Origin of the sequence: Bradyrhizobium sp. U531, assembly GCF_051710265.1 — a bacterium.
Classification (GTDB): domain Bacteria; phylum Pseudomonadota; class Alphaproteobacteria; order Rhizobiales; family Xanthobacteraceae; genus Bradyrhizobium.
In genome coordinates, this window is the sequence record NZ_JASVEN010000001.1 from 2,116,419 (window position 1) to 2,140,736 (window position 24,318).

A 24,318-nucleotide genomic window follows, 5' to 3' on the forward strand; every position below is an offset into this window, starting at 1 on the left:
TGGGGGAAGTGGTGAGGACGGGGAAAGATTGTTTCAAGGCGACCCGCCGACTGCGGGCCGCGCTGCTGACGTCGTCGGCGCTGGTCCTCGCCTGGGCGTTGCCGGCCGCGCCGGCGCGCGCGGCGTCGAACGGCACCTGGCTCGCCTCGCCCGGCAGCAACGACTATGGCACCGCCTCCAACTGGGACGGCGGCTTCGTGCCGGTGGGCACGGCCTCCTTCGGCACCTCTGATACCACCAGCCTGGTGATCACGAGCGCCAGCGTCGGCGGCTGGACCTTCAATGCCGGCGCCTCGAACTACACGTTTGACGTAAACGGTCCGTTGACCTTCACAGGTGTCGGCATCACCGTCAACGGCGGCAGCGCCACGATCACCAACCACAATGTCCTGAATTTCTTAAACAGCAGCACGGCCGGAAGCGCCACCATCATCAACAACGATACCCTGGGATTCTTCAGCACCAGCACGGCGGGCAACGCCACCATCATCAACAACAACGAGTTGGACTTCAACGACGCCAACACGGCAGGCAACGCCACCATCACCAACAACGGAACTCTGTATTTCCTTGGCGCCAGCACCGCCGGCAATGCCACCATCACCAACAATTACGTCGTCCGGTTCCGGTACAACAGCACGGCCGGCAATGCGGCCATCATCAACAATGCCGGCGGCTCGGTCGACTTCTCCCTCACCACAGGATTGAACGGCGACAACAAGATCAGCGCCGGCTCGATCGCGGGCGCCGGCTCTTACAACCTCGGCGCCAACGAGCTGACGGTCGGCTCCAACAATTCCTCGACCGAGGTCAGCGGCGTCATCTCCGGCGCAGGCGGCTCGCTGGTCAAGATCGGCACCGGCACGCTGACACTGTCGGGCGCCAACACCTATACCGGCGGCACCACGATCAACGGCGGCTCATTGGTGCTTGGCAATCTCGCCGGCGGCGTCGGCTCCATTCTGGGGGCGGTCACCGTCGGTAGTGGGAGCGTGCTCGAAATCTCGAACGCCGACACAAGCGGCATCACGACGATCTTGAACAATGGCTGGACGACGTTCCGCAGCGCCACCAGCGCCGGCAGCGCCACCATCACCAACAACGGCGTCCTGGAATTCATCAACACCAGCACGGCCGGCAATGCCACCATCACCAACAATGGCGGCCTGGACTTCTTCAGCTCGGCGGGCAGCGCCACCATCACCAACAACAGCGGCGGTTGGCTGAATTTCTATCAGACCGGCTCGGCGGGAAGCGCCAGCATCACCAACAACGGCACCCTGAACTTCAATGCTTCGAGCACGGCCGCAAGCGCAACCATCATCAACAACTTTTCGATGGGGTTCGTCGGCGTCAGCACGGCTGGCAGCGCGACCATCACCAACACCTATAATCTATCCTTCATGGGCTGGAGCACGGCCGGCAACGCGATCATCACCAACAATGGCGGCGGTCCCTTCCACAGTTCCATCGGAACGACCTATTTCCGGGACAACGCGACCGCGGGCAATGCGCAGCTGGTCAACAACGATCCGGGCGCGGTCTTCGATTTCTCCGGAAGCACCGGCCCAAACGGCGACAACAAGCTCAGCGCCGGCTCGATCGCCGGCAACGGCACCTTCTCACTCGGCGCCAACGAGCTCACGGTCGGCGGCAACAATCTGTCGACCACCGTGAGCGGCGTGATCGCCGATGGCGGCTACTTCGGCGGGACCGGCGGTTCGCTGGTCAAGACCGGCACCGCCACGCTGACGCTGTCGGGCACCAACACCTATACCGGCGGCACCACCTTCGCCGGCGGAACGGTCAGCGTCTCCTCGAACGCCAATCTCGGCGACGTCGCGGGCAGCCTCACCTTCAACGGCGGCACCCTGCAAGTCACCGGCACGACATTCAACACCACCGCACGCGCCATCACCCTGGGTGCCGGCGGCGGCACGATCGAGATTGCCGACGCAGCCAACGAATTCGTCGTCAGCCAAAGCATCAGCGGCGGCACGCTGACCAAGTCGGGCGCCGGCACGCTGACCCTGACCGGCGCAGCAGGTTTTTCCGGCGCGATGGTGTCTGCCGGCACGCTCGCATTCCTCGATACCACGGCCGGCAACGCCGAGATCACCAATAACGCGCAATTGACGTTCTACGGCAACTCCACGGCCGGCAGCGCGACCATCGTCAACAGCGGCAATGTGCTGTTCGACGGCAATTCCACGGCCGGCAACGCGCAGCTCGTCAACACCACGGCCGGCGCCGTCATCAACTTCTTCACCCCCGGCCCGAACAGCGACGGCAAGCTCACCGCCGGCTCAATCGCCGGCAACGGCCGCTTTGACCTCAACAGCATAGAGCTGACGGTTGGCGGCAATAATTTGTCGACCACCGTCACCGGCGTGCTCACCGGCGACGGCATGATGACAGGGACATCGCTGATCAAGACCGGCACCGGCACGCTGACGCTTTCGGGCATCAACACCTATACCGGCGCCACGATCGTCGACGGCGGCACGCTGGCGGTGAACGGCTCGATCCTGGCCTCGAGCGGCGTCACCGTGAACGCGGGCGGCGCGCTCGGCGGCACCGGCATCGTCGGCAACACCACGATTGCAAGCGGCGGCGCGCTCGCACCCGGCAATTCCGTGGGCACCCTCACCGTCAGCGGCAATCTTACTTTCGGTGCCGGCAGCTTCTACAGGGTTGAGGTCTCCCCCACTGCCGCCGACCGGACCAATGTCTCGGGTATTGCAACACTCGCCGGCGCCACCGTGCAGGCCTTTGCCTTGTCCGGCAGCTTCCGTGCGCAGACCTATACCATTCTCACGGCAACCGGCGGGTTCGGTGGAACGCAGTTCGCGGGCATCACGGGCAGCAGCTTCGCGCCCGGCGCGCGCAATCCGCACCTCACCTATGATACCAACAACGTCTATCTCGTGCTCGATCCCGGCACGATCGCGCTGCCGCCCGGCACCGGCGGTAACCAGAGCAACGTCGCCGGCGCCATCAACAAGGCGGTTGAAGGCGGCGCGACGCCGCCGACCGGTTTCGATACGCTGCTCAACATGGGCCAACCGCAGCTCAACGGCGCGCTCGGCCAAGTCTCGGGCCAGCCAGGCGCTGCTAGCACGCAGGCTGCGTTCAATGCGACGCAGCAGTTCGTGGGCATGCTCGATCCGCTCAGTGGCGGCACTGATGGCGAGCGCGGCGCAAGCGCCGGCGATGGTGGCGCGTTACACTATGCTTCGACCAGCCAGCACAACACCAGGGTGCGCGAAGCCTACGCCGCGGTGACGCCGCGCGAGGCGAGCGGCGATGTCATCGACCGGCGATGGGGCGTGTGGGCCTCCGGCTATGGCGGTGCCAGCACCTTGAGCGGCAATGCGGCGGCGGGATCGAGCTCCACCACCAGCCGCATCTACGGTACCGCGGTCGGTGCCGACTATCGTCTGTCGCCGGACACGCTAATCGGCTTCGCGCTCGGCGGCGCCGGCTTCAACTTCTCCGTCGCTGACGCGCTCGGCGGCGGCCGCGCCGATGTGTTCCAGGCCGGCCTGTATGCCCGTCACAACGTTGGGCCCGCCTACCTTTCGGCGGCGCTTGCCTATGGCTGGCAAGACGTCACCACCGACCGGACCGTGACGGTGTCGGGCACCGATAAGCTCACTGCCAATTTCAAGGCCAGCACCTTCGCCGGCCGCCTTGAAACCGGCTGGCGCTTCGCACCGATCCCTGCCTCCAGCTTCGGCGTGACGCCCTACGCGGCCGTGCAGGCCACCACGTTCCATCTCCCCGGCTACGGCGAGACCGCGCTTGTCGGCAGCAACCAGTTCGCGCTCTCCTACGCAGCGCAGGACACGACGAATGTCCGCACCGAGCTCGGCGCGCGCACCGACCAGCGCTTCCTGGTCAGCGACGGCGTGCTCACGCTGCGCGGCAGGCTCGCCTGGGCGCACGATTCCAACACCAGCCGCCTCGTCAGCGCCGCCTTCCAGACGCTGCCCGGCGCGGCTTTCACGGTCAACGGCGCCCAACCTGCGGCCGACTCCGCGCTGGTCGGCGGCCGCGCCGAGATGAAATGGAAAAACGGCCTCTCGCTCGCAGGCACGGTCGAAGGCGAATTCTCGCAGAGCACGCAGACGTACACGGGTAAAGGCACGGTGCGGTACGAGTGGTAGGTGAAGCCCCGCTCTCGCGATGCGTCGCACCAGGAGCGGTGTCCCCTCGGAACTTCAACTCATTGCGCCGGCGTGTCGATTAAGCCAAGCCGCACCACGGCTTAGGCGCCGCCACCGCCAGCGGCACGCCGATAGCGGTTCTACTGTGCATGGGGTTGTTTTTCAGGATTTGGTTTGAGCGGGTATTCCCGGAACGATTACCGCCCCGTCTTCACCTTGGTCCACAGCCGGTTGATGACCCGCTGCGTCGCCGGCTCGCGCGCCGTGATGACGAACAGCTTCGCCAGCGTCGCCTCGTCCGGATAGATGTTCTTGTCGTTCAGAATCTTCGGATCGACCAGCTTCTGGCTGGCAAGGTTGCCGTTGGCGTAGGACAGGAAGTCCGAGTTCTTGGCGGCGACGTCGGGGCGATAGAGATAGTTGATCAGTTCGTACGCCTCTTTGACATTCTTGGCGTCCGCAGGGATCGCCAGATTGTCGAAGAACATCTGCGCGCCCTCTTTCGGAATGGCATAGCCGATCTCGATGCCGCCTTTGGCCTCCGCCGCGCGGGCGCGGGCCTGCATGATGTCGCCGGACCAGCCGACCACGAAGCAGATCTCACCGGTCGCGAGCGCGCTCAAATATTCGGAGGAGTGAAACTTGCGCACGGATGGCCGGACCTTGGCGACGGCATCGGCGGCCTTCTCGAGGTCCGCCTGCTTGGTCGAGTTCGGATCGAGCCCGAGCCAGCTCAGTGCCGCCGGAAAGATGTCATCGGCGGAATCCAGCATGTGGACGCCGCAATCCCTGAACTTCGCCAGGTTCTCCGGCTTGAAGACGATGTCCCAGCTGTCGATCTTGGCGTCGGCCCCGAGGATCTGCTTCACCTTGGCGACGTTGTAGCCAATGCCCGTCGTGCCCCACATGTAGTTGGCGGCAAAGTCATTGCCGGGATCGTAGGTCGCCAGATTCTTGGTCACCATGGGCCAGGCGTTGGCCAAGTTGGGCAGCTTCGACTTGTCGAGCTTCTGGAAGATCCTGGCCTTGATCTGGCGCTGCAGGAAATAGGCCGTGGGCACGACGACGTCGTAGCCGGACTTGCCGGCCATCAGGCGCGTCTCCAGCGTCTCGTTGGCGTCGAAGGTGTCGTAGACGACCTTGATGCCGGTCTCCTTGGTGAAGGCCTCCAGGACATCCGGCGCCATGTAGTTGGACCAGTTGTAGAAGTTGACGACCCGCTCCTCGGCCCTTGCGGGGGCAGAGAGCAAATTCAGCGCGGCGGCGATCGCGAGGCTGAGGCCAAATCCGCGGCGGCTGAATTGCGTCATCTCAAGTCTACCTCTTGCGCCCGCGCACCGCGTCCGACAGCCGCTCCAGGGCGGTGTCGAGCGTCGCGTCCTTCTTGGCAAAGCAGAAGCGCACCACCGAGGTCACGGGGTCCTGCTCGTAGAATGCCGACACCGGGATGGCCGCGACCTTGTAATCCCTCACGATCCGCCAACAGAACTCGGCGTCGCTCTCGTTGAGCCCGAGCGGCGACAGATCCACGGTGAGGAAGTAGGTGCCTTGCGACTTCAGGACGGGAAAGCCGAGGCTCTCCAGGCCCTTGGTCAGGCGGTCCCTGCTCCGCGTCAGGTCTTTGCGCATCGTCAGGAAGTAGTCGTCGGACTTGCCGAGGCCGTAGGCAACGGCAGCCTGCAGGTTCGGCGCGGTGGTGAAGGTCAGGAACTGGTGCACCTTGGCGGCGACGCGCAGCAGCGGCGGCGCGGCGCAGACGAAGCCGATCTTCCAGCCCGTCAGCGAGAAGATCTTGCCGGCCGAGCCGACCTTGATGGTGCGGTCGCGCATGCCGGGGATGGTGATCAGCGGGATGTGCTTGTGCTCGTCGAAGGTGACGTGCTCCCAGACCTCGTCGCAGATCGCGATGACGTCGAACTCCTGGCAGTAGCGCGCGAGCAGCTCGAGGTCCTCGCGCGGATAGACCACCGCGGACGGATTCAAGGGGTTGTTGAAGAGCACCGCCTTGGTCTTTGAATTGAAGACGCTTTTCAGCATGTCCTCATTCAGCCGCCAGTGCGGCGGCTCGAGCCGAACGAGGCGCGGAATGCCGCCGGCCTGGCGAATGATCGGCAGATAGGAATCATAGACCGGCTGGAAGCAGACGACTTCGTCGCCGGGCTGCACCACCGCGAGGATCGCCGAGGTCAGCGCCTCGGTGCCGCCGGAGGTGACCATCACCTCGCTCATCGGGTCGAGCTTGAGGCCGTGCCAGTGACCGTAATGGGTCGCGATCGCCTGGCGCAGCTCCGGCAGGCCCATCATCGAGGGATACTGGTTGTAGCCGTTCAGCGAGGCCTCGGCCGCGGCGCGGCGGATGTCCTCGGGGCCGGGATCGTCAGGAAAGCCCTGGCCGAGATTGATGGCATTGTTGTCGCGCGCGGCCTGCGACATCGCCTCGAAGATGGTGACGGGAAGGTCGGCGAAGACCTTGTTGAGCGCGGAGCTTTTGGTCGTCATCGCGCGGTTAGCCACCGACCTTGCTGGGAAGACCCGCCGCCTTCCAGCCGAGCATGCCGCCGGCCAGATGCTTGTCGTAAGGCAGGCCCGCCGCCTGCGCCGCGAGCGAGGCCGTCACCGAGCGCTTGCCCGAGCGGCAGGCGAACACGACCTGCTTGCCCTGGGGATCGGGAATCGCCTTGGGATCGAAGGTCGAGAGCGGCACCACGACGCCGTAAGGGTAGGCCTCCGCCTGCACCTCGTTCGGCTCACGAACGTCGACCAGCAGATAGCGCCCTTCCGCGACACCCTTGGAGACCTCGTCCGGGGTCAGATCCTGTACCTGGTTTGCCACATCATCCTCCAACACCGCAGGGCCGCATGCCGGGGCGTCCCCGGCCGGCGGCAACCTCGCCTCTCGGCTCACGAAAATCAAGCGCTACAAAGGCTTGAGCCGCGCGGCGCAAGTTAAAGCTAAATCGCAGCGACTTGAAGTGCGGCTTTCGGGGCTCAGGCTCCCGCCTCGCCTTCGCTCGGTGTCATTCCCCGCGAAGGCGGGGAATCCAGTACGCCGCGACCTGTCGGTCAATCACTGGTGTCACGGAGTACTGGATCGCCCGATCAAGGCCGGGCGATGACAGCGGTGGAGACGGACAGAGCGCCGCCTCGCAGCTAGATCGCCACCTGGGTGCCGACCTCGACCACGCGGCCGCTCGGGATCTGGAAATAGTCCGTGGCGTCGTTGGCGGAGCGGCTGAGCGAGATGAACAGCCGGTCCTGCCAGCGCGGCATGCCCGAATGGGCGGCGGGCTTGAGCGCCCGGCGCGACAGGAAGAACGAGGTCGACATGATGTCGAACTGCCAGCCGAGCTTGCGGGCGATCGCCAGCGCCTTCGGCACGTTGGGCGATTCCATGAAGCCGAACTTGAGCGTCACCTTGGAGAAGGTCGGCGAGATCTGCTCCAGCTTGACGCGCTCGGCCGGATCGATCCGCGGGGTCTGGGCCGTCTCGATGGTGAGAATGACGTTCTTCTCGTGCAGCACTTTGTAGTGCTTCAGACTATGCATCAGCGCGGTCGGCGCGCTGAGCGGGTCCGAAGTCAGGAACACGGCCGTGCCCGGCACGCGCTGCGGCGGCCGCTTCTCCAGCATGGCGACGAGATCGGCGAGCGGGAACTCCAGCTTGCGCGACTTCTCGAACAGGAGCCGGCTGCCGCGCCGCCACGTGTACATCAGGATGATCATGAGCGCGCCGAGCGCCAGCGGCACCCAGCCGCCATCGAACACCTTGAGCAGGTTCGCGGTCAGGAAGGTCAGGTCGAGGCACAGGAACGGGGCAATCAAGGCAGCTGCGGTCAGCGGCTTCCACTTCCAGCCCTTCCAGATCACCACGAAGCCCATCATCGCCGTGACCACCATGGTGCCGGTGACGGAGATGCCATAGGCGGAGGCCAATGCGCTGGACGACCGGAACAGCAGCACCAGCATGATCACCGCCACCAGCAGCAGCTGGTTGATGCGCGGGATGAAGATCTGGCCGGAATGGGCTTCAGACGTATGGCGAATTTCGAAGCGCGGCAGCAGGCCGAGCTGGATCGCCTGGCGCGTCAGCGAATAGGCGCCGGTGATGACGGCCTGGCTCGCGATCACGGTGGCGGCGGTGGCAAGCACGACCATGCAGCCGCGGAAAAAGCCTTGCGGGAAGAGCTGGAAGAACGGGCTCACGATCGCGCCGGGATCTGCGAGGACGAGCGCGCCCTGCCCCAGATAGTTCAGCGCCAGCGACGGCAGCACGATGAACAGCCAGGCGGTCTGGATCGGCCGCTTGCCGAAATGGCCGAGATCGGCATAGAGCGCCTCGGCACCGGTCACCGCGAGGAATACGGCACCCAGCGTCACGAAGCCGATGATGCCGTGATGAACCATGAAGGACACGGCATAGAGCGGGTTCAGCGCATAGAGCACCTGCGGTTGGGCGATGATGGGGTGGATCGCCGCAATCGCGATCACGGCGAACCAGACGCACATGATCGGGCCAAAGAACGCGGCCACGCGGGCGGTGCCGCGCGACTGCACGGCGAACAGGCAGACCAGGATCACCACCGTCAACGGCACGATATAGGGCTCGAAGTGCAGCGTAACGTCTTTCACGCCTTCGATCGCCGACAGCACCGAGAGCGCCGGCGTGATCACGGCATCGCCGTAGAACAGCGCGCCGGAGATGATGCCGAGCAGCACGATGGTCGTCCCGCCGGTGCCGACCGCGCGCTGGGCCAGCGCCATCAGGGCCAGGGTGCCGCCCTCGCCGTTATTGTCGGCCCGGAGCAGGATCACGACGTATTTGAGCGTCACCACGACGATCAGTGCCCACAGGATCAGGGAGAGCACGCCCAGGACCGCGGCGGGCGTCGGCAGCCCCTCCGCGCCCGAGGCGGCCATGACGGCCTCGCGGAACGCGTAGAGCGGGCTGGTGCCGATATCGCCATAGACGACCCCGATGCTCCCGAGCGTCAGTGCGCCGAAGCCAGCCGTCGTGTGGGCGTCGCCATGCCCATTGGCCGCCACCGTTGCCGGGGCGGAAATCGCTACGTCACTTGTCATGGGAGAGCCCAGTGGCCTCTAAAAATGCTTCACTGCACAACGGCGGAAGAGCGCGCGGCTTATAGTCCTGCGCTGCCGGCATAGCCTAGCCCGATTCTGGGCCCTTGCCATGCAATTTCCGCATGGGTGTGCCAGTTGCACTCAGATAGTCACTTGGGTTCCGACTTCAACCACGCGGCCGGTGGGGATCTGGAAATAGTCGGTGGCATCGTTGGCTGACCGGCTCAGCGCGATGAAGATGTGGTCCTGCCACAGCGGCATGCCCGACTGCGCGGACGCCTTCAGCGAGCGTCGCGACACGAAGAACGACGTCGACATGATGTCGAACTGCCAGCCCTGCTTGCGCGCGATCGCGAGCGCCTTGGGCACGTTCGGCTGCTCCATGAAACCGAAGCGCAGACGGACCTTGGAGAACTTGTCGCTGATCTTCTCCATGCGGAATCGCTCCGCGAGATCGACCCGCGGCGTGTGCGCGGTCTCGATGGTCAGGATCACGTTGTGCTCGTGCAGCACCTTGTTGTGCTTGAGATTGTGTAGCAGCGCCGTCGGCACGAACGAGGGATCGCTGGTCAGGAACACCGCGGTTCCCTTGACGATATGCGGCGGCCGCTTCTCAAGGCTCCGGATCAGATCGTCCAGCGGCACCTCGATCCGGCGTGTCTTCTGGATCAGGATTCCGGAGCCCTTCCGCCAGGTCCAGATCGTTCCCGCCATCGCCGCGCCGAACAGCAGCGGGACCCAGGCGCCCTCGAGCAGCTTGAGCAGATTGGCGCTGAAGAAGCTGAGATCGACGACGACGAAGGGCACGATAACGGCGGCAGCGGTGGCGGCGCGCCAGTTCCACAGCTTCCAGATCACGACGAAGCCCATGATGCCGTCGGCAACCATGGTGGTGGAGACCGCGATGCCGTAGGCCGAGGCCAGATTGCTGGGGGTGTGAAACAGCAGCACCAGCAGCATGACGCCGATCAGCAGCAGCCGGTTTACCCGCGGCAGATAGATCTGGCCGGCATGGGTCTCGGAGGTGTAGCGGACCTCGAAGCGCGGCAAGAGGCCGAGCTGCACCGCTTGATAGACCAGCGAATAGGCGCCGGTGATCACCGCCTGGCTCGCGATCACGGTCGCCGCCGTCGCAAGCCCGACCAGCGGCAGCACCAGATGCTCCGGCACCATGCGGTAGAAGGAATGCTCGATCGCGCTGGGGTCGGACAGCACCAGCGCGCCCTGCCCGAAATAGTTGATCAGGAGCGCCGGCAGCACGAAGAACATCCAGGCCGACTGGATCGGCTTGCGCCCGAAATGACCGAGATCGGCGTAGAGTGCCTCGCCCCCCGTCACCGCAAGGAACACGGCGCCGAGCGTGACGAGGCCGATGGTGCCGTGCGACAGCACGAACTGCACCGCATAATAGGGATTGATCGCCGCCAGGACCGAGGGATCGTCGGCGATGTGGACGGCCCCCATCACGGCGATGACGGTGAACCAGATCACCATGACCGGCCCGAAGGCCGAGGCCACCAACGCGGTGCCCTTGCTCTGCACCGCGAACAGCAGCGCCAGAATGAAGACCGTCAGCGGCACGACATAGTGCTCGAACGCGGGGGTTGCGAGCTTGAGACCTTCCACCGCCGAGAGCACCGAAATCGCCGGCGTGATCATGGAATCGCCGATGAACATGGAGGCGCCGACCACGCCCAGCGCCAGCAGGACCCAGCTTCGCCGCCCGAGCGCACGCTGGCCGAGCGCCATCAGCGAGAGCGTGCCGCCCTCCCCGTTATTGTCGGCGCGCAGCAGCAGCAGGACGTATTTGGCGGTGACGACGATCAGCAGCGCCCACAGGATCAGCGAGAGCACACCGAGCACGATGACCCGCGAGACCGGCGCGCCATGGGCCGCGCCTTTGACCGCCTCGTGGAATGCGTAGAGCGGCGAGGTGCCGATATCGCCGAAGACGACGCCAATGCTCCCAAGCGTAAGGGCCCAAAAACCTGATTTGACCGGCCCGTCCTGGGTCTCGGCCTGTGTGATGCTCGCCGTCATGAAGATGGAAAACGCTTGTTCCCTGGAATTGATCCGGCGCCTTTTGACGCTTCCGGCGCGCCTGTCAATCGGCCCACCACCATAGCAGGCGCTGAGCCGGATGCTGTGACGCTGCAGCCACGCTCGTCGCCCGCGCGACGACATGCCTCAGGTAGGATGGTAGCGCAAGAGGACTATTGCCTGCCGCGGGATCCCATCGGGACGCCGGCACCCCGCTGCACCGGCGCGGCGCGCCGGGGCCGGATCAGGCTCACGGCTTCAGATTCGGCGGCAGCGGCGGATCTTCGCGCATCAGCGTGATGGTCACCCGCCGGTTGGCCGCGAGCGACGGATCGTCCGGAAACAGCGGCTGGGTGTCCGCCTTGCCCGACACGGCGAAGATGTGCGACGGCGGCAGGCCCTCGCGTTCGAGGATCTGGCGCACGGCGTTGGCGCGGTCGGCCGACAGGTCGAAGGCGCCGTAGTCGCTGCGGGTTGGCACGAAGCCGGCCGCGGTGTGGCCGGCGATGGAGACGCGCAGCGGCGTCGCCTTGAGCGGGACCGCGAGCTTCTCGACCAGGCGGCGGGTGCGGTCATAGGGCACCTTGGAGCCGTCGGCGAACATCGAGCGGCCGTCCTGGTCGACGATCTCCAGGTTGAGACCCTGCTTGGTCTCCTCGAACATGATGTGCTTGGACATCTCGGTCAGCTCCGGCATGTCCTGCAACGCCTGCCGCAGCGAGGCTGCGGCGAGCGCGAAATTGCGGTCGACCTTGAGCTTCGCACCCGAGGTCTTGTCACGATCCTCCTGGTCCGGCGTCGGCGTGTTGGAGGAATCCTCGGGCTGGATGTGGTCGACGTGCTTCAGCCGCGGACGGGTCGGCAGGCCGTCGGATTCGACGATGCCGGCATAGCGCGCTTCGCTCTGCACGCCGAAGGCGTCGCGCATGGAGCCTGCGACGACCTTCAGCTTGTTGGCGTCCTGGGTCGAGAACGCGACGAGCATGACGAAGAAGCTCATCATCAGGCCCATCAGGTCGGCGAAGGTCACGAACCAGCCGTGCCCGCCTCCATGTGCGTCGCCGCGCTTCTTCTTGGCCATGGCTCAGATCCCGGCGGGCAGGCTTACGCCGGCACCGGCTCGCCCTCGGCATGACGATGCTTCTCCGGCAGGTAGGCCAGCAGCATTTCACGCACCAGGGTCGGGCTCTTGGAGTCGCGGATCATCAGGATGCCGTCGATGATCAGCGTGCGGTTGGTTTCTTCGTCCAGCAGCTTGCCGTGCAGCTTGTCGGCGATCGGGGTACAGAACAGGTTCGCGACCAGCGCGCCGTACAGCGTGGCGAGCAGCGCGGTCGCCATGAACGGGCCGAGCTTGGAGGGGTCGGTCATGTTGGCGAACATCTGCACCATGCCGATCAGCGTGCCGACCATGCCGAAGGCCGGGGCGCAATCGCCGATGGCGCGATAGATCTTGCTGCCCTCGTCCAGATGCATGAGAAAATTGTCGCGGTCGCGCTCGAGGTTGTCGCGGATGAAATCGAGGTCGTAGCCGTCGGCGACGTAGCGGATGCCCTTGGCGAGGAAGGGCTCGTCGGTCTCGACCTTTTCAAGGCCGACCGGACCCTGCTTGCGGGCGATCTCGGCGATGCGAGCGAGTTCGTCGACGAGGTCGTGGGCCGACAGGCGGCTCATGGTGAAAGCGAATTTCAGGCCGAGCGGCATGCCATGCATCAGCGCGGACAGCGGAAAGCGGATCATGGTTGCGGAGATCGAGCCGCCGAAGATGATGATCATCGCATGCTCGGAGATGAACATGTGGAGATCGCCACCCAGCAGCATCATGGTCGCGATGACGATAATGCCCGCCACAAGGCCGACGGCCGTCATGATATCCATGGGAGACTCCAACGCGAACGCAACAACGGCCGTCCTGGCCGGTGGCGCGGTCCAACCCCGAACCGCATTGGAAACCCTAGAGCGCCGCCCTTAAAGCCGCGTAAAGGTTAAGTTGAGGCGGCGCGCCGGACCGGCGCGGCATGCGGAACAAACGCCGGCTTTGCCGTCTGCCGACTGGAATTTCAACGCATTGGTAACCATAATTGCGGCGCCGCGCGATGCTGTCTTCGAGGTCTAGCCCGCGGGCTCGTGAGCGCGCAGCCGTATTGGCTGATACAACGGCATCGAGGTGTCACCGATGATCTTCTGGCTGGCGAGCGCGATGGGATTGGTCATCGCCTATCTCTTGGGTTCTGTACCCACCGGCTTTCTGGCAGGGAAGCTGCTGAGGGGTATCGATATTCGAGAGCATGGCTCTAGATCGACCGGTGCGACAAATGTGTTGCGCACGCTTGGAAAATGGCCCGCGTTGGTCGTGCTTTTGGTCGATGTGCTCAAAGGCGCCGCGGCGATTGTGTTCGCCCGCTGGTTCTTTGGTTGGATATTCAAATTGCCATCGGTCACGCCGCCGGCAGCGCTCGATCCGCAAGGCTGGACGGACTGGGCCGTGTGTCTTTCAGGACTTGCCGCATTGCTGGGACACGCGCTTTCGATCTGGCTGAGCTTCACAGGTGGCAAATCCGCGGCGACTGGGCTCGGAGTCCTGCTGGCGATGTCGTGGCCAGTCGGTCTTGGGGCCGCAATCGCTTTTGCTGTCGCACTGGCCGCTTCACGCATCGTCTCGTTGGGCTCGATATTGGCCGCGCTGACGGCGATCGCCCTCGTCTGCATCCTCGAACAGCCGTTGCCTTACCGATTGATGGTGATTGCAGGTGGCATCTATGTGATCGTGCGCCATCGCGCCAATATTGAGCGACTGCTGGCCGGGACAGAGCCACGGTTTGGACAATTCAGTCCGGAGCCGGCGGCGAAAGCGTAAGAGCCACTCATTGATCGTCGAAGCTGCGCGCTTGAAGCTCACGAGCTTGGAGGCCCATACGGCGAGCCACTGCGGCCCTGCGCCACATCCGCGGCGCGAGACCATGCGGTAGTCTACGGCTCTGCCGGCCTGCTCCATGACGGGAGCGATTTGCAATGTTGACGCTGTTCAGTCTTCTCACCGCGTTGCCCGCGGTGCTGGCATTCCATCTGATGGAGCCGGCGCTCGTGCTGCCGGCATTCAGCGTTCTGCTGTTCGTCGAAGCCGGCTTTGCCGTGATCGCGGCGCGCCTGCTTCACAGTTCTGGCGACACGGACGACATCACCCTGTGGGACCTCGCCGGCGGCTTCACCCTGATCGGATGCGCCGCCGCGGTGTTTGGCGAGCCGGATCAGGCCGCCCTGTTTCTCGAACAAGGCGGCCCACGACCGGCCTCACGGCCGTAATCGCCTTAGTGGATCTCCGCCGAGCGCTTCAGCGCGGCCTTGAGCTTCTCCAGCGAGAAGTCGGGGCTGCGCGCGATCTCCAGGATCGGCGTCTCGCGGCGACCGCAGAGCTCGGCAGCCTCAGGCAGCTTCGCGGCAATGTCGTGCGGGATCACGATGGCGCCGTGCTGGTCGGCGTGGATCAGATCGTCCGATTTCACGGTCATGCCGGCGACGCGCACCTCACCGCCAAAGCTCTCGGCATGTACCCAGGCGTGCGACGGGCCGATCGAGCCGGCCAGCGCCTGGAAGCCCGGCGCCCATTGCGGAATGTCGCGGATCGAGCCGTCGGTGATGACGCCGAGGCAGCCGAGCGCCTTGTGCACATTGCTCTGCACCTCGCCCCAGAACGCGCCGTAGCCGACGTCGGGGCCGTCGATGTCCTGGATCACCGAGATGCGCGGGCCATGGCCGGTGCCGACATATTCGTAATATTCGATGCGGCGCTTGGACTGCTCTTCGGCCGGCAGCGAGGATTTCAGCACCGAGCGGATCGCGACCGTGCGGGCATAGCCGACGATCGGCGGCAAATCGGGGAACGGGCAGACCAGTTGCTTGGTGGTGTAGCCGATCAGCCTGCGCTCGGGCGCCACGATCTCCATGGCATTGCAGATCGTCGGCGTGTCGTAGCGGCCCAGCGCTTCGAGGACGGAAGCGGGCAGCGGCCCGGTCGCTTTATCGGTCACGGCGTTCTCTCCCAGATTGGCGGCTGATTGATACGATGCCGCCGTCACAGGGCGATATAGCCGAGATCGGGTCTCAACCCAACTCAGGCCGGCCTCATGGCAGATATCCGCGTGTCGCCGTTCAGTGCAGCCGTGTTCAGTGCAGCCGCCCCGGCCGGTCGTCGTCCTGCGGCGGCTCCGACAAATTCGCCAGGGTCGGCGCCGACGGCGGTGACGAGACCTCGCCGTCCGCCGGCGCAGCCGTTTCCAACGCACGTGCCTGGTCGCGATAGGATTTGAAGCCGAGCGGCAGAGCGAGCAGGTACAGCACCGTGCCGATCGACAGCACGTGCCAGGGATAGGCGATCAGCAGCGCGATGAAGACGATCACGGCGACGAACGCCGGCAGCACCAGCTCCGGCGGCACGCGCATGCGCTTGGTCTTGCCGGAGAACACCGGCAGACGCGACACCATCAGGAAGGCGATCACCAGTGTATAGGCCGCCGTCACCACCGCAGGAGCACGGCCGAGATCGAGGAAAGCGACATAGATCGGCAGCAGCACCGTGATGGCGCCGGCCGGCGCCGGCACGCCGGTGAAGAAATTGGCGGCGAAGGCCGGCTTGTTCGGATCGTCCATGGTGGCGTTGAAGCGGGCGAGGCGCAGGCCGCCGGAAATCGCGAACACCATCGCGGCGATCCAGCCGGCATTGCCGAGCTCGTGCAGCTGCCAGAAATACAGCATCAGGCCGGGCGCGACGCCGAAATTGACGAAATCGGCGAGGCTGTCGAGCTCGGCGCCGAACTTGGACTGGCCCTTGATCATGCGCGCGATGCGGCCATCGATGCCGTCGAGGGCGGCCGCGAACACGATGGCATAGACGGCGAGCGACATCCGCCCCTCGATCGACAGCCGGATCGAGGTCAGGCCGGCGCAGATCGCCAGCAGCGTGATGACGTTGGGTACCAGCATCCGCACCGGGATCGGGCGGAACCGCCGGCGGCGCGTATCGGGGTATTTGAAGTCATAGGGCGTCATGGCTGTCCTCACCTCGAGGCGAGATATAGCAAGCCGCATCCCCCTCCGCCATTGCGGCGGAAGCCCCCCTTGGCGCGACTATTGGTTAATTGGCGCGGAAGGCGCGACCGGGGTCGTCTCCGGCCAGATCGGCCAGAATTGTCTCACCGGCGATGGCGGTCTGCCCTTCCGAGACCAGCGCCTTGGTGCCGACGGGCAGATAGACGTCGAGCCGCGAGCCGAAGCGGATCAGGCCGAAACGCTCGCCGGCACCGATCGCCTGGCCTTCCCTGACGAAGCAGACGATGCGCTTGGCGACGAGGCCCGCGATCTGGACAACGCCGATGCGCGCCGTCGGCGTCGAGATCACCAGCGAATTGCGCTCATTGTCCTCGCTCGCCTTGTCGAGCTCGGCATTGATGAAGAGACCGGGACGATAGGCGATGCGGTCCACCCTGCCCGCCACGGGAGCACGGTTCACGTGGCAGTTGAACACGCTCATGAACACCGAGATGCGTTGCAATGGCCGGTCGCCGAGCCCGAGCTCGGCCGGCGGCAGCGCCATGGTGATCATCGAGACCCGGCCATCGGCCGGCGACACCACCAGCCCCTCGCGCACCGGCGTCACGCGCACGGGATCGCGGAAGAACAGCGCGCACCATACGGTGAGGATGGTGCCGATCCAGCCCAGCGGCGACCACAGCCACATCAGGAAAATGCTGACCAGCGCGAAGATGCCGATGAAGGGATAGCCCTCCTTGTGGATCGGCGGGATCTGACGTTGGATCGAATCGAGAATGGACATCGCTATCTGCCGCTCGGGTTAATGGCACGGGTCGTCGCGCGGGCCTCTTTAGGCCAGAGTTGGGACCCGAGACAAGGTCACACCGCTGCCGCGGGCGCCGTCAGGGCGTCATCGACCGGTGGCGGCTCCCGGTTGGGCGCTTCGCCGGTATCGGCCATCTGGGCCAGTTTCTCGCGCGCCGCCTCGGCCTCGCGCTGCCTGTTCCACATGCTGGCATAGAGGCCGCCATGCGCGAGCAGCTTGGCGTGGGTGCCCCGTTCGGCGATCCGGCCCTGCTCCAGCACGATGATCTCGTCGGCACCGACGATGGTCGAAAGCCGGTGTGCGATCACCAGCGAAGTGCGGTTCTTCGCCACGCGGTCGAGCGCCCCCTGGATCTCGTGCTCGGTATGGGTATCGAGCGCCGAGGTGGCCTCGTCCAGCACCAGGATCGGCGGCGCCTTCAGCACGGTGCGCGCGATCGCCACGCGCTGCTTCTCGCCGCCGGACAGTTTCAGGCCGCGCTCGCCGACCTGGGTCTCGTAGCCCTTGGGCGACATGCGGATGAAATGGTCGATCTGCGCCAGCCGCGCAGCCTCCTCGACTTCGGCGTCGTCGGCGTCCCAGCGGCCATAGCGGATGTTGTAGCGGATGGTGTCGTTGAACAGCACGGTGTCCTGCGGGACCATGCCGATCGAGGCACGCAGCGAATCCTGCGTCACGCTGCGGATGTCCTGGCCGTCGATCAGTATCTTGCCGCCGGAGACGTCGTAGAGGCGGAACAACAGCCGGGAGATCGTCGACTTGCCCGCGCCGGAGGGGCCGACGATGGCCACGGTCTTGCCGGCCGGCACCTCGAAGCTGATGCCCTTGAGGATCGGACGCGTCGGCTCATAGGAAAAGCGCACGTCCTCGAAGCGCACGGTGCCGGCTGAGATGACCAGCGGCTCGGCATCGGGCGCATCCTTGATCTCGGCCTCGCGGCCGAGCACGCCGAACATCTTCTCGATGTCGATGATCGCCTGCTTGATCTCGCGATAGACCATGCCCATGAAGTTCAGGGGCTGGTAGAGCTGGATCATCATGGCGTTGACCAGCACGAAATCGCCGACTGTATTGGTGCCGTTGCGCACGCCGATCGCGCACATCAGCATGGTCGCGGTCAGGCCCAGGGTGAAGATGATGGCCTGGCCGGTGTTGAGCACCGCGAGCGAGGTATAGGTGCGGACGCTCGCTTCCTCGTAGCGCTCCACCGATTTGTCATAGCGCTGTGCCTCGCGCGCCTCGGCGCCGAAATACTTCACGGTCTCGTAGTTGAGCAGCGAGTCGATCGCCTTGGTGTTCGCCTCGGTGTCGGAATCGTTCATCTTGCGGCGGATGCCGATCCGCCACTCGGTCGCGACATAGGTGTAGTACATGTAGACCACGACCGTGATCAGGGTGGCGGCCACATAGCGCCAGTCGAACTGCCAGAGCAGCACGGCCATCAGCAGCGAGACCTCGACGATGGTCGGGATCAGCTGCAGGATCACCATGCGGACGATGACCTCGATGCCCTCGCGGCCGCGCTCGAGCACGCGCGTCAGGCCGCCGGTCTTGCGCTCGAGGTGAAAGCGCAAAGACAGCTCGTGCATGTGGATGAAGGTGATGGTGGCGAGCTTGCGCACCGCATGCATGGCGACGCGCGCGAAGATGCCGTCGCGCCATTGCGTCAGCAGCGCCATCATGATGCGCATCGCGCCGTAGCTCGCCGTCAGCAACAGCGGCGAGGCGATCACCCAGAGGTGCCAATTGTCCGCCTGCACCGGCGCGGAATTGGCACCGGTCAGCGCGTCCGTCGCCCATTTGAAGCTGAACGGCACCGCGAGCGTGATCAGCTTGGCCGCGAGCAGCAGCACCAGCGACCACACCACCCGCATCTTCAGATCCGCGCGGTCCCCCGGCCAGATATAGGGCCACAGATGCGCGAGCGTGCCCATCAGCGTGCCACGTTCCGGGGGATTGCCGGCGGGATTGGGAACGTCGGCGCCGTCGAACGATTGAGGTTGGTTCATCAAAGAGCCCAAGAGCCCGCCGGATGCGGGCGTCACTGCGATTTACGATTTTCGCCTGTCATATAGAGCCTCCCCGATGTCAGCGCACCCCGCCAGATGGCGATTCTTCGATTGTTTGTCGCTATTTACCGGTAGATTTGCGGGCGATCCGAATCACCTGAAGGGCTTGACGCCTCTTCGCTGCAATGCATCATGGCACCAATGAGCACGATCAAAACCATCTGTGTCTATTGCGGCTCCGGCCCTGGAACCAATCCCAACTTCATCGAAGGCGCCAAGGCGCTCGGCAAGGCGCTGGCGGACGCCAAGATCCGCCTCGTCTATGGCGGCGGCTCGCTTGGCCTGATGGGGGCGGTCGCAACCTCGGTGCTGGATCACGGCGGCACCGTCACCGGCATCATCCCCGACTTCCTCCGGATGCGCGAAAACGCGCTGACGCGGGTGCAGGAGATGGTCGTCACGCCCGACATGCATGAGCGCAAGCGGCTGATGTTCGAGCGCTCCGACGCCTTCGTCGCTTTGCCCGGAGGGCTCGGCACGCTGGAAGAGCTGGTCGAGCAGCTGACCTGGCAGCAACTCGGCCGTCACGCCAAGCCGGTGCTGCTCGCCAACATCGACAATTTCTGGGAGCCGCTGTTCTCTCTGGTGTCCCACATGCGCCAGACCCAGTTCATCCGCGCCGGCCTTTCCGTCGATATCCTGAAAGCGGACAAGGTCGAGGAAATCATCCCACGGCTGCGCGCCGCGGCTGCGCAGATTCCCGACAGCCAGCGCGATCTCGCACCGGAGGTGGCGCGCAAGCTTTAGAGGCTTGCACCCTATCGATCCCGACCGGGCTGAACGATGCCCGCGACGTGGCTCACGCCGACGTCGCGGTTCATCACGCGCGGTCCGGGTTTCGGCGCGTCATGCCGCCTTGGCGGCGATACCGGCCTTCGCCTGCTCGATCTGACGGGCAAGGTCGGCAGGATCGCCCGTCGTGGCCTCGACGCCGATCTGCTGGATCTCGCCGACCCCCAGGAAGCCCAGCACGAACTTCAGATAGTTGAAGCAGAAATCCGCTCCGCCCAGAGGCCCGCCCGCGAGATAACCGCCGGCGCCGTAAGCGCTGGCCACGGTCGCGCGTCGCGCGGTCAGCAGTCCCTGGAAGCTCACGCCGTCATAGGAGAACGTCTGATTGATGCGGACGATCTGGTCGATCCAGGCCTTGAGCGCCGCCGAAATCGTGAAATTGTACATCGGCGCGGTGATCAGGATCTCATCGGCCGATTTGAGCTCGGCAATCAGCTTGTCCGACAGAGCTGTCGCGGCGCGCAGCTCGGCGGTCATATCCTGTGCGGCGGTGTAGAAGCCGGCGATCGTCGTCTGCGTGATCTGCGGGACCGGATCGGTGGCGAGATCGCGCCGCGTCACCCGGAAGTCCGCCCCGCGCGCGCGCCACGCCGCCTCGAATCCGTCGCCGAGATCGCGGGATACGGAGCCCTGAAGGCGGGCGCTGGAATCGATACGAAGCAAAACAGGCATTGGGCTCTCCGGGATGTCGACGTTGAGGCCCGGACGCTATCCGCCGCCCAGCATGACAAAAACGGCTGGCGCTGCACCACGCTCGTGCTTATTTTGCACGAATGGACATCAATTCAATCCGATTGGTGATCGACGTCGTTCGCCAGGCGAGCTTTGCCGGAGCGGCGCGGCAACGCGACGTCGACCCTTCCTCGGTCTCGCGGATGATCGCTGCCGTCGAGGAGCAGCTCGGCTTTCGCATTTTCCAGCGCACCACACGCAGCATGTCGCTGACCGAGGCTGGCGAGCGCTACGTGCGCAGGGCCGAGCTCGCCCTCCAGGAGCTCGATGCCGCCGCCGAGGAGGCAACCGCGCTCGGCACCGTTCCCCGCGGGCGGCTGCGCGTGACCGCTTCGGTCGCATTCGGCAATCGTTGCCTGGTGCCGCTGCTGCCCAAATTCAGGACGGAGTTTCCCGAGCTCCAGCTCGAGCTCATCCTGACGGACAGCAATCTCGATCTGGTCAGCGAGGGGATCGACCTCGCCATCCGCCTCGGCCCCGGCGTCAGCGGCGACCTCGTCGGCGCCAAGCTGTTCGATACGCGTTATCGGGTTTGTGCAAGTCCGGCCTATCTGGACGGAGTATCCCGGCCAAAGCGGCCCGCAGACCTCTCCGCACTGTCCTGTCTTCTGTTCACGTTCCCCGGCTTCCGATCGCGCTGGCTGTTTCGCAACCGGCGCGGCGACGTCAGCGAGGTCGCCGTCCATGGCGATCTGCTGCTCTCGAACGCGCTCGCGCTGCGCGATTGCGCGCGTGCCGGCCTTGGTCCGGCGCTGCTGCCAGACTGGCTGATCGACGAGGATCTCACCGGCAGGAAGCTCGTTGATCTGTTTCCCGATTGGCAGGTGACGGCGACGACGTTCGATACCGCAGCCTATGTGCTCTACCCGAACCGGGCATTCCTGCCCGTCAAGGTGCGTCGAACGATCGATTTCCTGCGCCGGCATCTGGTGAAGCAGACCACGCGCGCGCGACGCTGAGCCTCGCTACGCGCTCGGGAACGTCACAGCCTCTATGCGGTTGCCATCAGGGTCGGTGACGAAAGCCGCGTAGTAGCGCACGCGATCGTGCGGGCGGATGCCGGGCGCACCATCAGAGGCCCCGCCTGCCGACAGCGCTGCGGCATGAAACGCGTCGACCTCACCCGTCGTCTTCGCCCGCAGGCAGATGTGCACGCCGCTCTCGGGGGCTACGTGCGGCATGGCCTCGCGCAGATTGATCCAGAACTCGGGATAGGCCTTGCCGAAGCCGACCGTCCGTGGCCGCGTGACGAGGCGTGTGAGACCGAGAGCTGCGAGCGTGGCCTCGTAGAATTTCGCGGCGCGATCGAGATCGCTGACGCCGACGGAGATGTGGTCGATCATGGCTTGGCTCTTTCCTCCCCCCAACTGTCATCGCCCGGCTTGACCGGGCGATCCAGTATTCCGAGACGCCCGAGAGCTACCGAGAAGCCGCGGCGTACTGGATACCCCGCCTTCGCGGGGTATGACAGCCGTTGCAGGACCTACGCCGGTGCGCCCGACTTCACGAGCTTGTAGATCACCGAATCCATCAGCGCCTGGAACGAGGCGTCGATGATGTTCGGGGACACGCCGACCGTGGTCCAACTGTCGCCGTTCTCGTCCTCGCTCTCGATCAGCACGCGCGTGACCGCGCCGGTGCCGCCGTTGAGGATACGCACCCGGTAGTCGATCAGCTTCAGGCCCTCGATGTACTTCTGGTACTTGCCGAGGTCCTTCCTCATGGCGACGTCGAGCGCGTTGACGGGGCCGTTGCCTTCGGCGGCCGAGATCAGGTGCTCGCCGGCGACGTCGACCTTCACCACCGCGAGCGCCACGGTGACGCGCTCACCGAGCGCGTTGTAGCGCTGCTCGACATTGACGTCGAACTGCTCGACCTCGAAATAATGCGGCACCTTGCCGAGCGTGCGGCGCGCCAGCAGCTCGAACGAGGCGTTGGCGGATTCATAGGCGTAGCCGGCGGCCTCGCGCTCCTTCAACTCCTCGACGAGGCGCGTCAGCTTCGGATCGCTCTTCTCGTAGGCGATGCCGGCACGATCGAGCTCGGCGATGACGTTGGATCGTCCGGCCTGGTCCGAAACCAGCACCTTGCGGTGATTGCCGACCAGATCCGGCAGCACGTGCTCGTAGGTCTGCGGGTCCTTCAACACCGCGGACGCATGAATGCCGGTTTTGGTGACGAAGGCGCTCTCGCCGACGTAAGCCGCATGCCGGTTCGGCACGCGGTTGAGCATGTCGTCGAGCGTGCGCGAGACCTTGACCAGCGTCGCCAGCTTCTCGGCAGTGACGCCGATCTCGAAGGCGTCGGCAAAATCCTTCTTCAATTTCAGGGTCGGGATCAGCGAGCAGAGATTGGCGTTGCCGCAGCGCTCGCCAAGACCGTTCAGCGTGCCCTGGATTTGCCGGGCGCCGGCCCGCACCGCGGCCAGCGAATTGGCCACCGCCTGCTCGGTGTCGTTATGGGCGTGGATGCCGACATGATCGCCGGGAATGTGTTTCGTCACCTCCGTGACGATGGCCTCGACCTCGTTGGGCATGGTGCCGCCATTGGTGTCGCACAGCACCACCCAGCGCGCGCCGGCGTCATAAGCAGCCTTGGCGCAGGCCAGCGCAAAATCGGGATCTTCCTTGTAGCCGTCGAAGAAATGCTCGCAGTCGAGCATGACCTCGCGGCCGGCGGCCTTCGCGGCCGCGACGCTGTCGCGGATCGAGGCGAGGTTTTCCTCTTTCGTGGTCTCCAGCGCGACGCGTACCTGATAGGCCGAGGACTTCGCCACGAAGCAGATCGCATCCGCCTTCGCTTCGAGGAGTCCGGCCACGCCGGGGTCGTTCGAGACCGAGCGCCCTGCCCGGCGCGTCATGCCGAAGGCGGTGAAACGCGCATGCTTGAACGTCGGCTTGGTGCCGAAAAATTCGGTGTCGGCCGGATTGGCGCCGGGATAGCCCCCTTCGACGTAGTCGATGCCGAGGTCGTCGAGCATCGCCGCGATGACCTGCTTGTCTTGAAGCGTGAAATCGACGCCGTTGGTCTGCGCGCCGTCGCGCAGCGTGGTGTCGAACAAATAAAGGCGCTCCTTGCTCATGCCGCGGCTCCGAGCGTCTTCTTCATGGTGGTGTTGGCAAGCCACTCGTCATTGATGGTGACGCTGTTCCGTTGCTGGGCGGTGTAGCCGCGCTTGGCGAAAAAGCCCTGCGCGGTGTCGCTGGCATCGACCGAGAGGCTGGATGCGCCGCGGCCACCGGCAAGCTTCTCCAGCGCATCGACCAGCATGGTGGCGATGCCTTGTCCGGCCACGGCCGGATGGACGTAGAGCATGCGGATGTGGTCGGTGCCACGCAGTGAGGCAAAGCCCACCGGCGAGCCTTCGATCGTCGCGATCAGCGTCAGGTCGGCAGCGAGCCGCTTGCCGAACTCCTCGTCCTCGGCCGCTTCCATCCAGGCCTGTTGCTGGGCCTCGCTGTAATCGTCGCCGGTCAGCTCTTCGATGCTGGCGGTGAAGATCGCGGCGAGCACTGGCACGTCATCAGGCAGGAACGGCCGCAAGCCGGCCTTTGGCAAAGTCTGTCCCATCGTCTTCACCACA

20 protein-coding genes are annotated in these 24,318 nt (G+C 65.1%); 5 read left to right on the top strand and 15 right to left on the bottom strand.

The annotated features are described in order from the left end of the window. Positions 1-11 precede the first annotated feature (11 nt). Positions 12-4,169: an autotransporter outer membrane beta-barrel domain-containing protein gene (locus tag QRQ56_RS10440; RefSeq protein WP_438739562.1), complete on the top strand. Its 4,158-nt coding sequence runs from the start codon at positions 12-14 to the stop codon at positions 4,167-4,169. A 197-nt stretch (positions 4,170-4,366) separates the two neighbouring features. On the opposite strand, the gene QRQ56_RS10445 is transcribed toward QRQ56_RS10440, so the two are convergent. From QRQ56_RS10445 to QRQ56_RS10475, 7 genes are all read right to left on the bottom strand, one after another. Further along, on the bottom strand, positions 4,367-5,479 hold the full coding sequence (locus tag QRQ56_RS10445) for a polyamine ABC transporter substrate-binding protein (RefSeq protein WP_438739563.1): 1,113 nt from the start codon (positions 5,477-5,479) through the stop codon (positions 4,367-4,369). Positions 5,480-5,486: 7 nt separating this feature from the next. Next, positions 5,487-6,668 carry an aminotransferase gene (locus QRQ56_RS10450; protein WP_438739565.1) on the bottom strand — a complete coding sequence of 394 codons (1,182 nt, stop codon included), beginning with the start codon at positions 6,666-6,668 and terminating at the stop codon, positions 5,487-5,489. 7 nt (positions 6,669-6,675) lie between these two features. Then, positions 6,676-7,002, bottom strand: a complete 327-nt coding sequence (locus QRQ56_RS10455) for a rhodanese-like domain-containing protein (protein WP_128925005.1) — start codon at positions 7,000-7,002, stop codon at positions 6,676-6,678. 317 nt (positions 7,003-7,319) lie between these two features. After that, entirely contained in the window at positions 7,320-9,248 is a 1,929-nt protein-coding gene (locus tag QRQ56_RS10460; protein ID WP_438739566.1) for a potassium transporter Kup, read from the bottom strand. Positions 9,249-9,389: 141 nt separating this feature from the next. Further along, positions 9,390-11,288 carry a potassium transporter Kup gene (locus tag QRQ56_RS10465; protein WP_438739568.1) on the bottom strand — a complete coding sequence of 633 codons (1,899 nt, stop codon included), beginning with the start codon at positions 11,286-11,288 and terminating at the stop codon, positions 9,390-9,392. Positions 11,289-11,538: 250 nt separating this feature from the next. Beyond that, positions 11,539-12,369, bottom strand: a complete 831-nt coding sequence (locus tag QRQ56_RS10470; RefSeq protein WP_438739570.1) for a flagellar motor protein MotB — start codon at positions 12,367-12,369, stop codon at positions 11,539-11,541. A gap of 23 nt (positions 12,370-12,392) precedes the next feature. Further along, complete coding sequence (locus tag QRQ56_RS10475) at positions 12,393-13,166, bottom strand: motility protein A (protein WP_438739571.1); 774 nt, start codon at positions 13,164-13,166, stop codon at positions 12,393-12,395. Positions 13,167-13,464: 298 nt separating this feature from the next. Here QRQ56_RS10475 and plsY point away from each other — a divergent pair, with 298 nt between their 5' ends. Both plsY and QRQ56_RS10485 read left to right on the top strand, forming a co-directional pair. Beyond that, positions 13,465-14,145, top strand: coding sequence for a glycerol-3-phosphate 1-O-acyltransferase PlsY (gene plsY, locus QRQ56_RS10480; protein ID WP_438739573.1), 681 nt, complete (start codon positions 13,465-13,467; stop codon positions 14,143-14,145). A 155-nt stretch (positions 14,146-14,300) separates the two neighbouring features. Beyond that, positions 14,301-14,591, top strand: a complete 291-nt coding sequence (locus QRQ56_RS10485) for a hypothetical protein (protein WP_438739575.1) — start codon at positions 14,301-14,303, stop codon at positions 14,589-14,591. A 5-nt stretch (positions 14,592-14,596) separates the two neighbouring features. Here QRQ56_RS10485 and QRQ56_RS10490 read toward each other — a convergent pair whose 3' ends face one another. From QRQ56_RS10490 to QRQ56_RS10505, 4 genes are all read right to left on the bottom strand, one after another. Then, entirely contained in the window at positions 14,597-15,316 is a 720-nt protein-coding gene (locus tag QRQ56_RS10490; protein WP_438739577.1) for an RraA family protein, read from the bottom strand. 136 nt (positions 15,317-15,452) lie between these two features. Further along, a complete protein-coding gene (locus QRQ56_RS10495; RefSeq protein WP_438739579.1) occupies positions 15,453-16,334 on the bottom strand; it encodes a CDP-alcohol phosphatidyltransferase family protein in 882 nt (293 codons plus the stop codon). Positions 16,335-16,419: 85 nt separating this feature from the next. Further along, positions 16,420-17,118 (bottom strand): phosphatidylserine decarboxylase, encoded by a 699-nt coding sequence (locus tag QRQ56_RS10500; protein ID WP_438739580.1) that lies wholly within the window; start codon positions 17,116-17,118, stop codon positions 16,420-16,422. 77 nt (positions 17,119-17,195) lie between these two features. After that, positions 17,196-19,151, bottom strand: a complete 1,956-nt coding sequence (locus QRQ56_RS10505) for an ABCB family ABC transporter ATP-binding protein/permease (RefSeq protein WP_438739582.1) — start codon at positions 19,149-19,151, stop codon at positions 17,196-17,198. Positions 19,152-19,352: 201 nt separating this feature from the next. On the opposite strand from QRQ56_RS10505, the gene QRQ56_RS10510 reads away from it, so the two are divergent. After that, on the top strand, positions 19,353-19,958 hold the full coding sequence (locus tag QRQ56_RS10510; RefSeq protein WP_438739584.1) for a TIGR00730 family Rossman fold protein: 606 nt from the start codon (positions 19,353-19,355) through the stop codon (positions 19,956-19,958). A 99-nt stretch (positions 19,959-20,057) separates the two neighbouring features. Here QRQ56_RS10510 and QRQ56_RS10515 read toward each other — a convergent pair whose 3' ends face one another. Further along, positions 20,058-20,675 (bottom strand): FMN-dependent NADH-azoreductase, encoded by a 618-nt coding sequence (locus tag QRQ56_RS10515; RefSeq protein WP_438739585.1) that lies wholly within the window; start codon positions 20,673-20,675, stop codon positions 20,058-20,060. A 101-nt stretch (positions 20,676-20,776) separates the two neighbouring features. Between QRQ56_RS10515 and QRQ56_RS10520 the strand changes: the two genes are divergently transcribed. After that, positions 20,777-21,694, top strand: a complete 918-nt coding sequence (locus QRQ56_RS10520; protein ID WP_438739587.1) for a LysR family transcriptional regulator — start codon at positions 20,777-20,779, stop codon at positions 21,692-21,694. A gap of 6 nt (positions 21,695-21,700) precedes the next feature. Here QRQ56_RS10520 and QRQ56_RS10525 read toward each other — a convergent pair whose 3' ends face one another. The 3 genes from QRQ56_RS10525 to QRQ56_RS10535 all read right to left on the bottom strand — a co-directional run bounded on the left by QRQ56_RS10525 (position 21,701) and on the right by QRQ56_RS10535 (position 24,305). Continuing rightward, positions 21,701-22,078, bottom strand: coding sequence for a VOC family protein (locus QRQ56_RS10525; protein WP_438739589.1), 378 nt, complete (start codon positions 22,076-22,078; stop codon positions 21,701-21,703). A 140-nt stretch (positions 22,079-22,218) separates the two neighbouring features. Further along, a complete protein-coding gene (gene cimA / locus QRQ56_RS10530; RefSeq protein ID WP_438739590.1) occupies positions 22,219-23,817 on the bottom strand; it encodes a citramalate synthase in 1,599 nt (532 codons plus the stop codon). Continuing rightward, positions 23,814-24,305 carry a GNAT family N-acetyltransferase gene (locus tag QRQ56_RS10535; RefSeq protein WP_438739592.1) on the bottom strand — a complete coding sequence of 164 codons (492 nt, stop codon included), beginning with the start codon at positions 24,303-24,305 and terminating at the stop codon, positions 23,814-23,816. Before QRQ56_RS10535 ends, cimA begins: the two co-directional genes overlap by 4 nt. Between the last annotated feature and the right edge of the window lie 13 nt (positions 24,306-24,318).

Excerpts from the sequence above, each read along its gene's own strand:
- QRQ56_RS10520 (WP_438739587.1), top strand. The coding sequence starts at position 20,777 with ATGGACATCAATTCAATCCGATTGGTGATCGACGTCGTTCGCCAGGCG.
- QRQ56_RS10510 (WP_438739584.1), top strand. The coding sequence starts at position 19,353 with ATGAGCACGATCAAAACCATCTGTGTCTATTGCGGCTCCGGCCCTGGA.
- QRQ56_RS10470 (WP_438739570.1), bottom strand. The coding sequence starts at position 12,369 with ATGGCCAAGAAGAAGCGCGGCGACGCACATGGAGGCGGGCACGGCTGG.
- QRQ56_RS10485 (WP_438739575.1), top strand. The coding sequence starts at position 14,301 with ATGTTGACGCTGTTCAGTCTTCTCACCGCGTTGCCCGCGGTGCTGGCA.
- QRQ56_RS10505 (WP_438739582.1), bottom strand. The coding sequence starts at position 19,151 with ATGAACCAACCTCAATCGTTCGACGGCGCCGACGTTCCCAATCCCGCC.
- QRQ56_RS10450 (WP_438739565.1), bottom strand. The coding sequence starts at position 6,668 with ATGACGACCAAAAGCTCCGCGCTCAACAAGGTCTTCGCCGACCTTCCC.
- cimA (WP_438739590.1), bottom strand. The coding sequence starts at position 23,817 with ATGAGCAAGGAGCGCCTTTATTTGTTCGACACCACGCTGCGCGACGGC.
- QRQ56_RS10500 (WP_438739580.1), bottom strand. The coding sequence starts at position 17,118 with ATGTCCATTCTCGATTCGATCCAACGTCAGATCCCGCCGATCCACAAG.
- QRQ56_RS10535 (WP_438739592.1), bottom strand. The coding sequence starts at position 24,305 with ATGGGACAGACTTTGCCAAAGGCCGGCTTGCGGCCGTTCCTGCCTGAT.
- QRQ56_RS10515 (WP_438739585.1), bottom strand. The coding sequence starts at position 20,675 with ATGCCTGTTTTGCTTCGTATCGATTCCAGCGCCCGCCTTCAGGGCTCC.
- QRQ56_RS10465 (WP_438739568.1), bottom strand. The coding sequence starts at position 11,288 with ATGACGGCGAGCATCACACAGGCCGAGACCCAGGACGGGCCGGTCAAA.
- plsY (WP_438739573.1), top strand. The coding sequence starts at position 13,465 with ATGATCTTCTGGCTGGCGAGCGCGATGGGATTGGTCATCGCCTATCTC.
- QRQ56_RS10460 (WP_438739566.1), bottom strand. The coding sequence starts at position 9,248 with ATGACAAGTGACGTAGCGATTTCCGCCCCGGCAACGGTGGCGGCCAAT.
- QRQ56_RS10445 (WP_438739563.1), bottom strand. The coding sequence starts at position 5,479 with ATGACGCAATTCAGCCGCCGCGGATTTGGCCTCAGCCTCGCGATCGCC.
- QRQ56_RS10525 (WP_438739589.1), bottom strand. The coding sequence starts at position 22,078 with ATGATCGACCACATCTCCGTCGGCGTCAGCGATCTCGATCGCGCCGCG.
- QRQ56_RS10495 (WP_438739579.1), bottom strand. The coding sequence starts at position 16,334 with ATGACGCCCTATGACTTCAAATACCCCGATACGCGCCGCCGGCGGTTC.
- QRQ56_RS10475 (WP_438739571.1), bottom strand. The coding sequence starts at position 13,166 with ATGGATATCATGACGGCCGTCGGCCTTGTGGCGGGCATTATCGTCATC.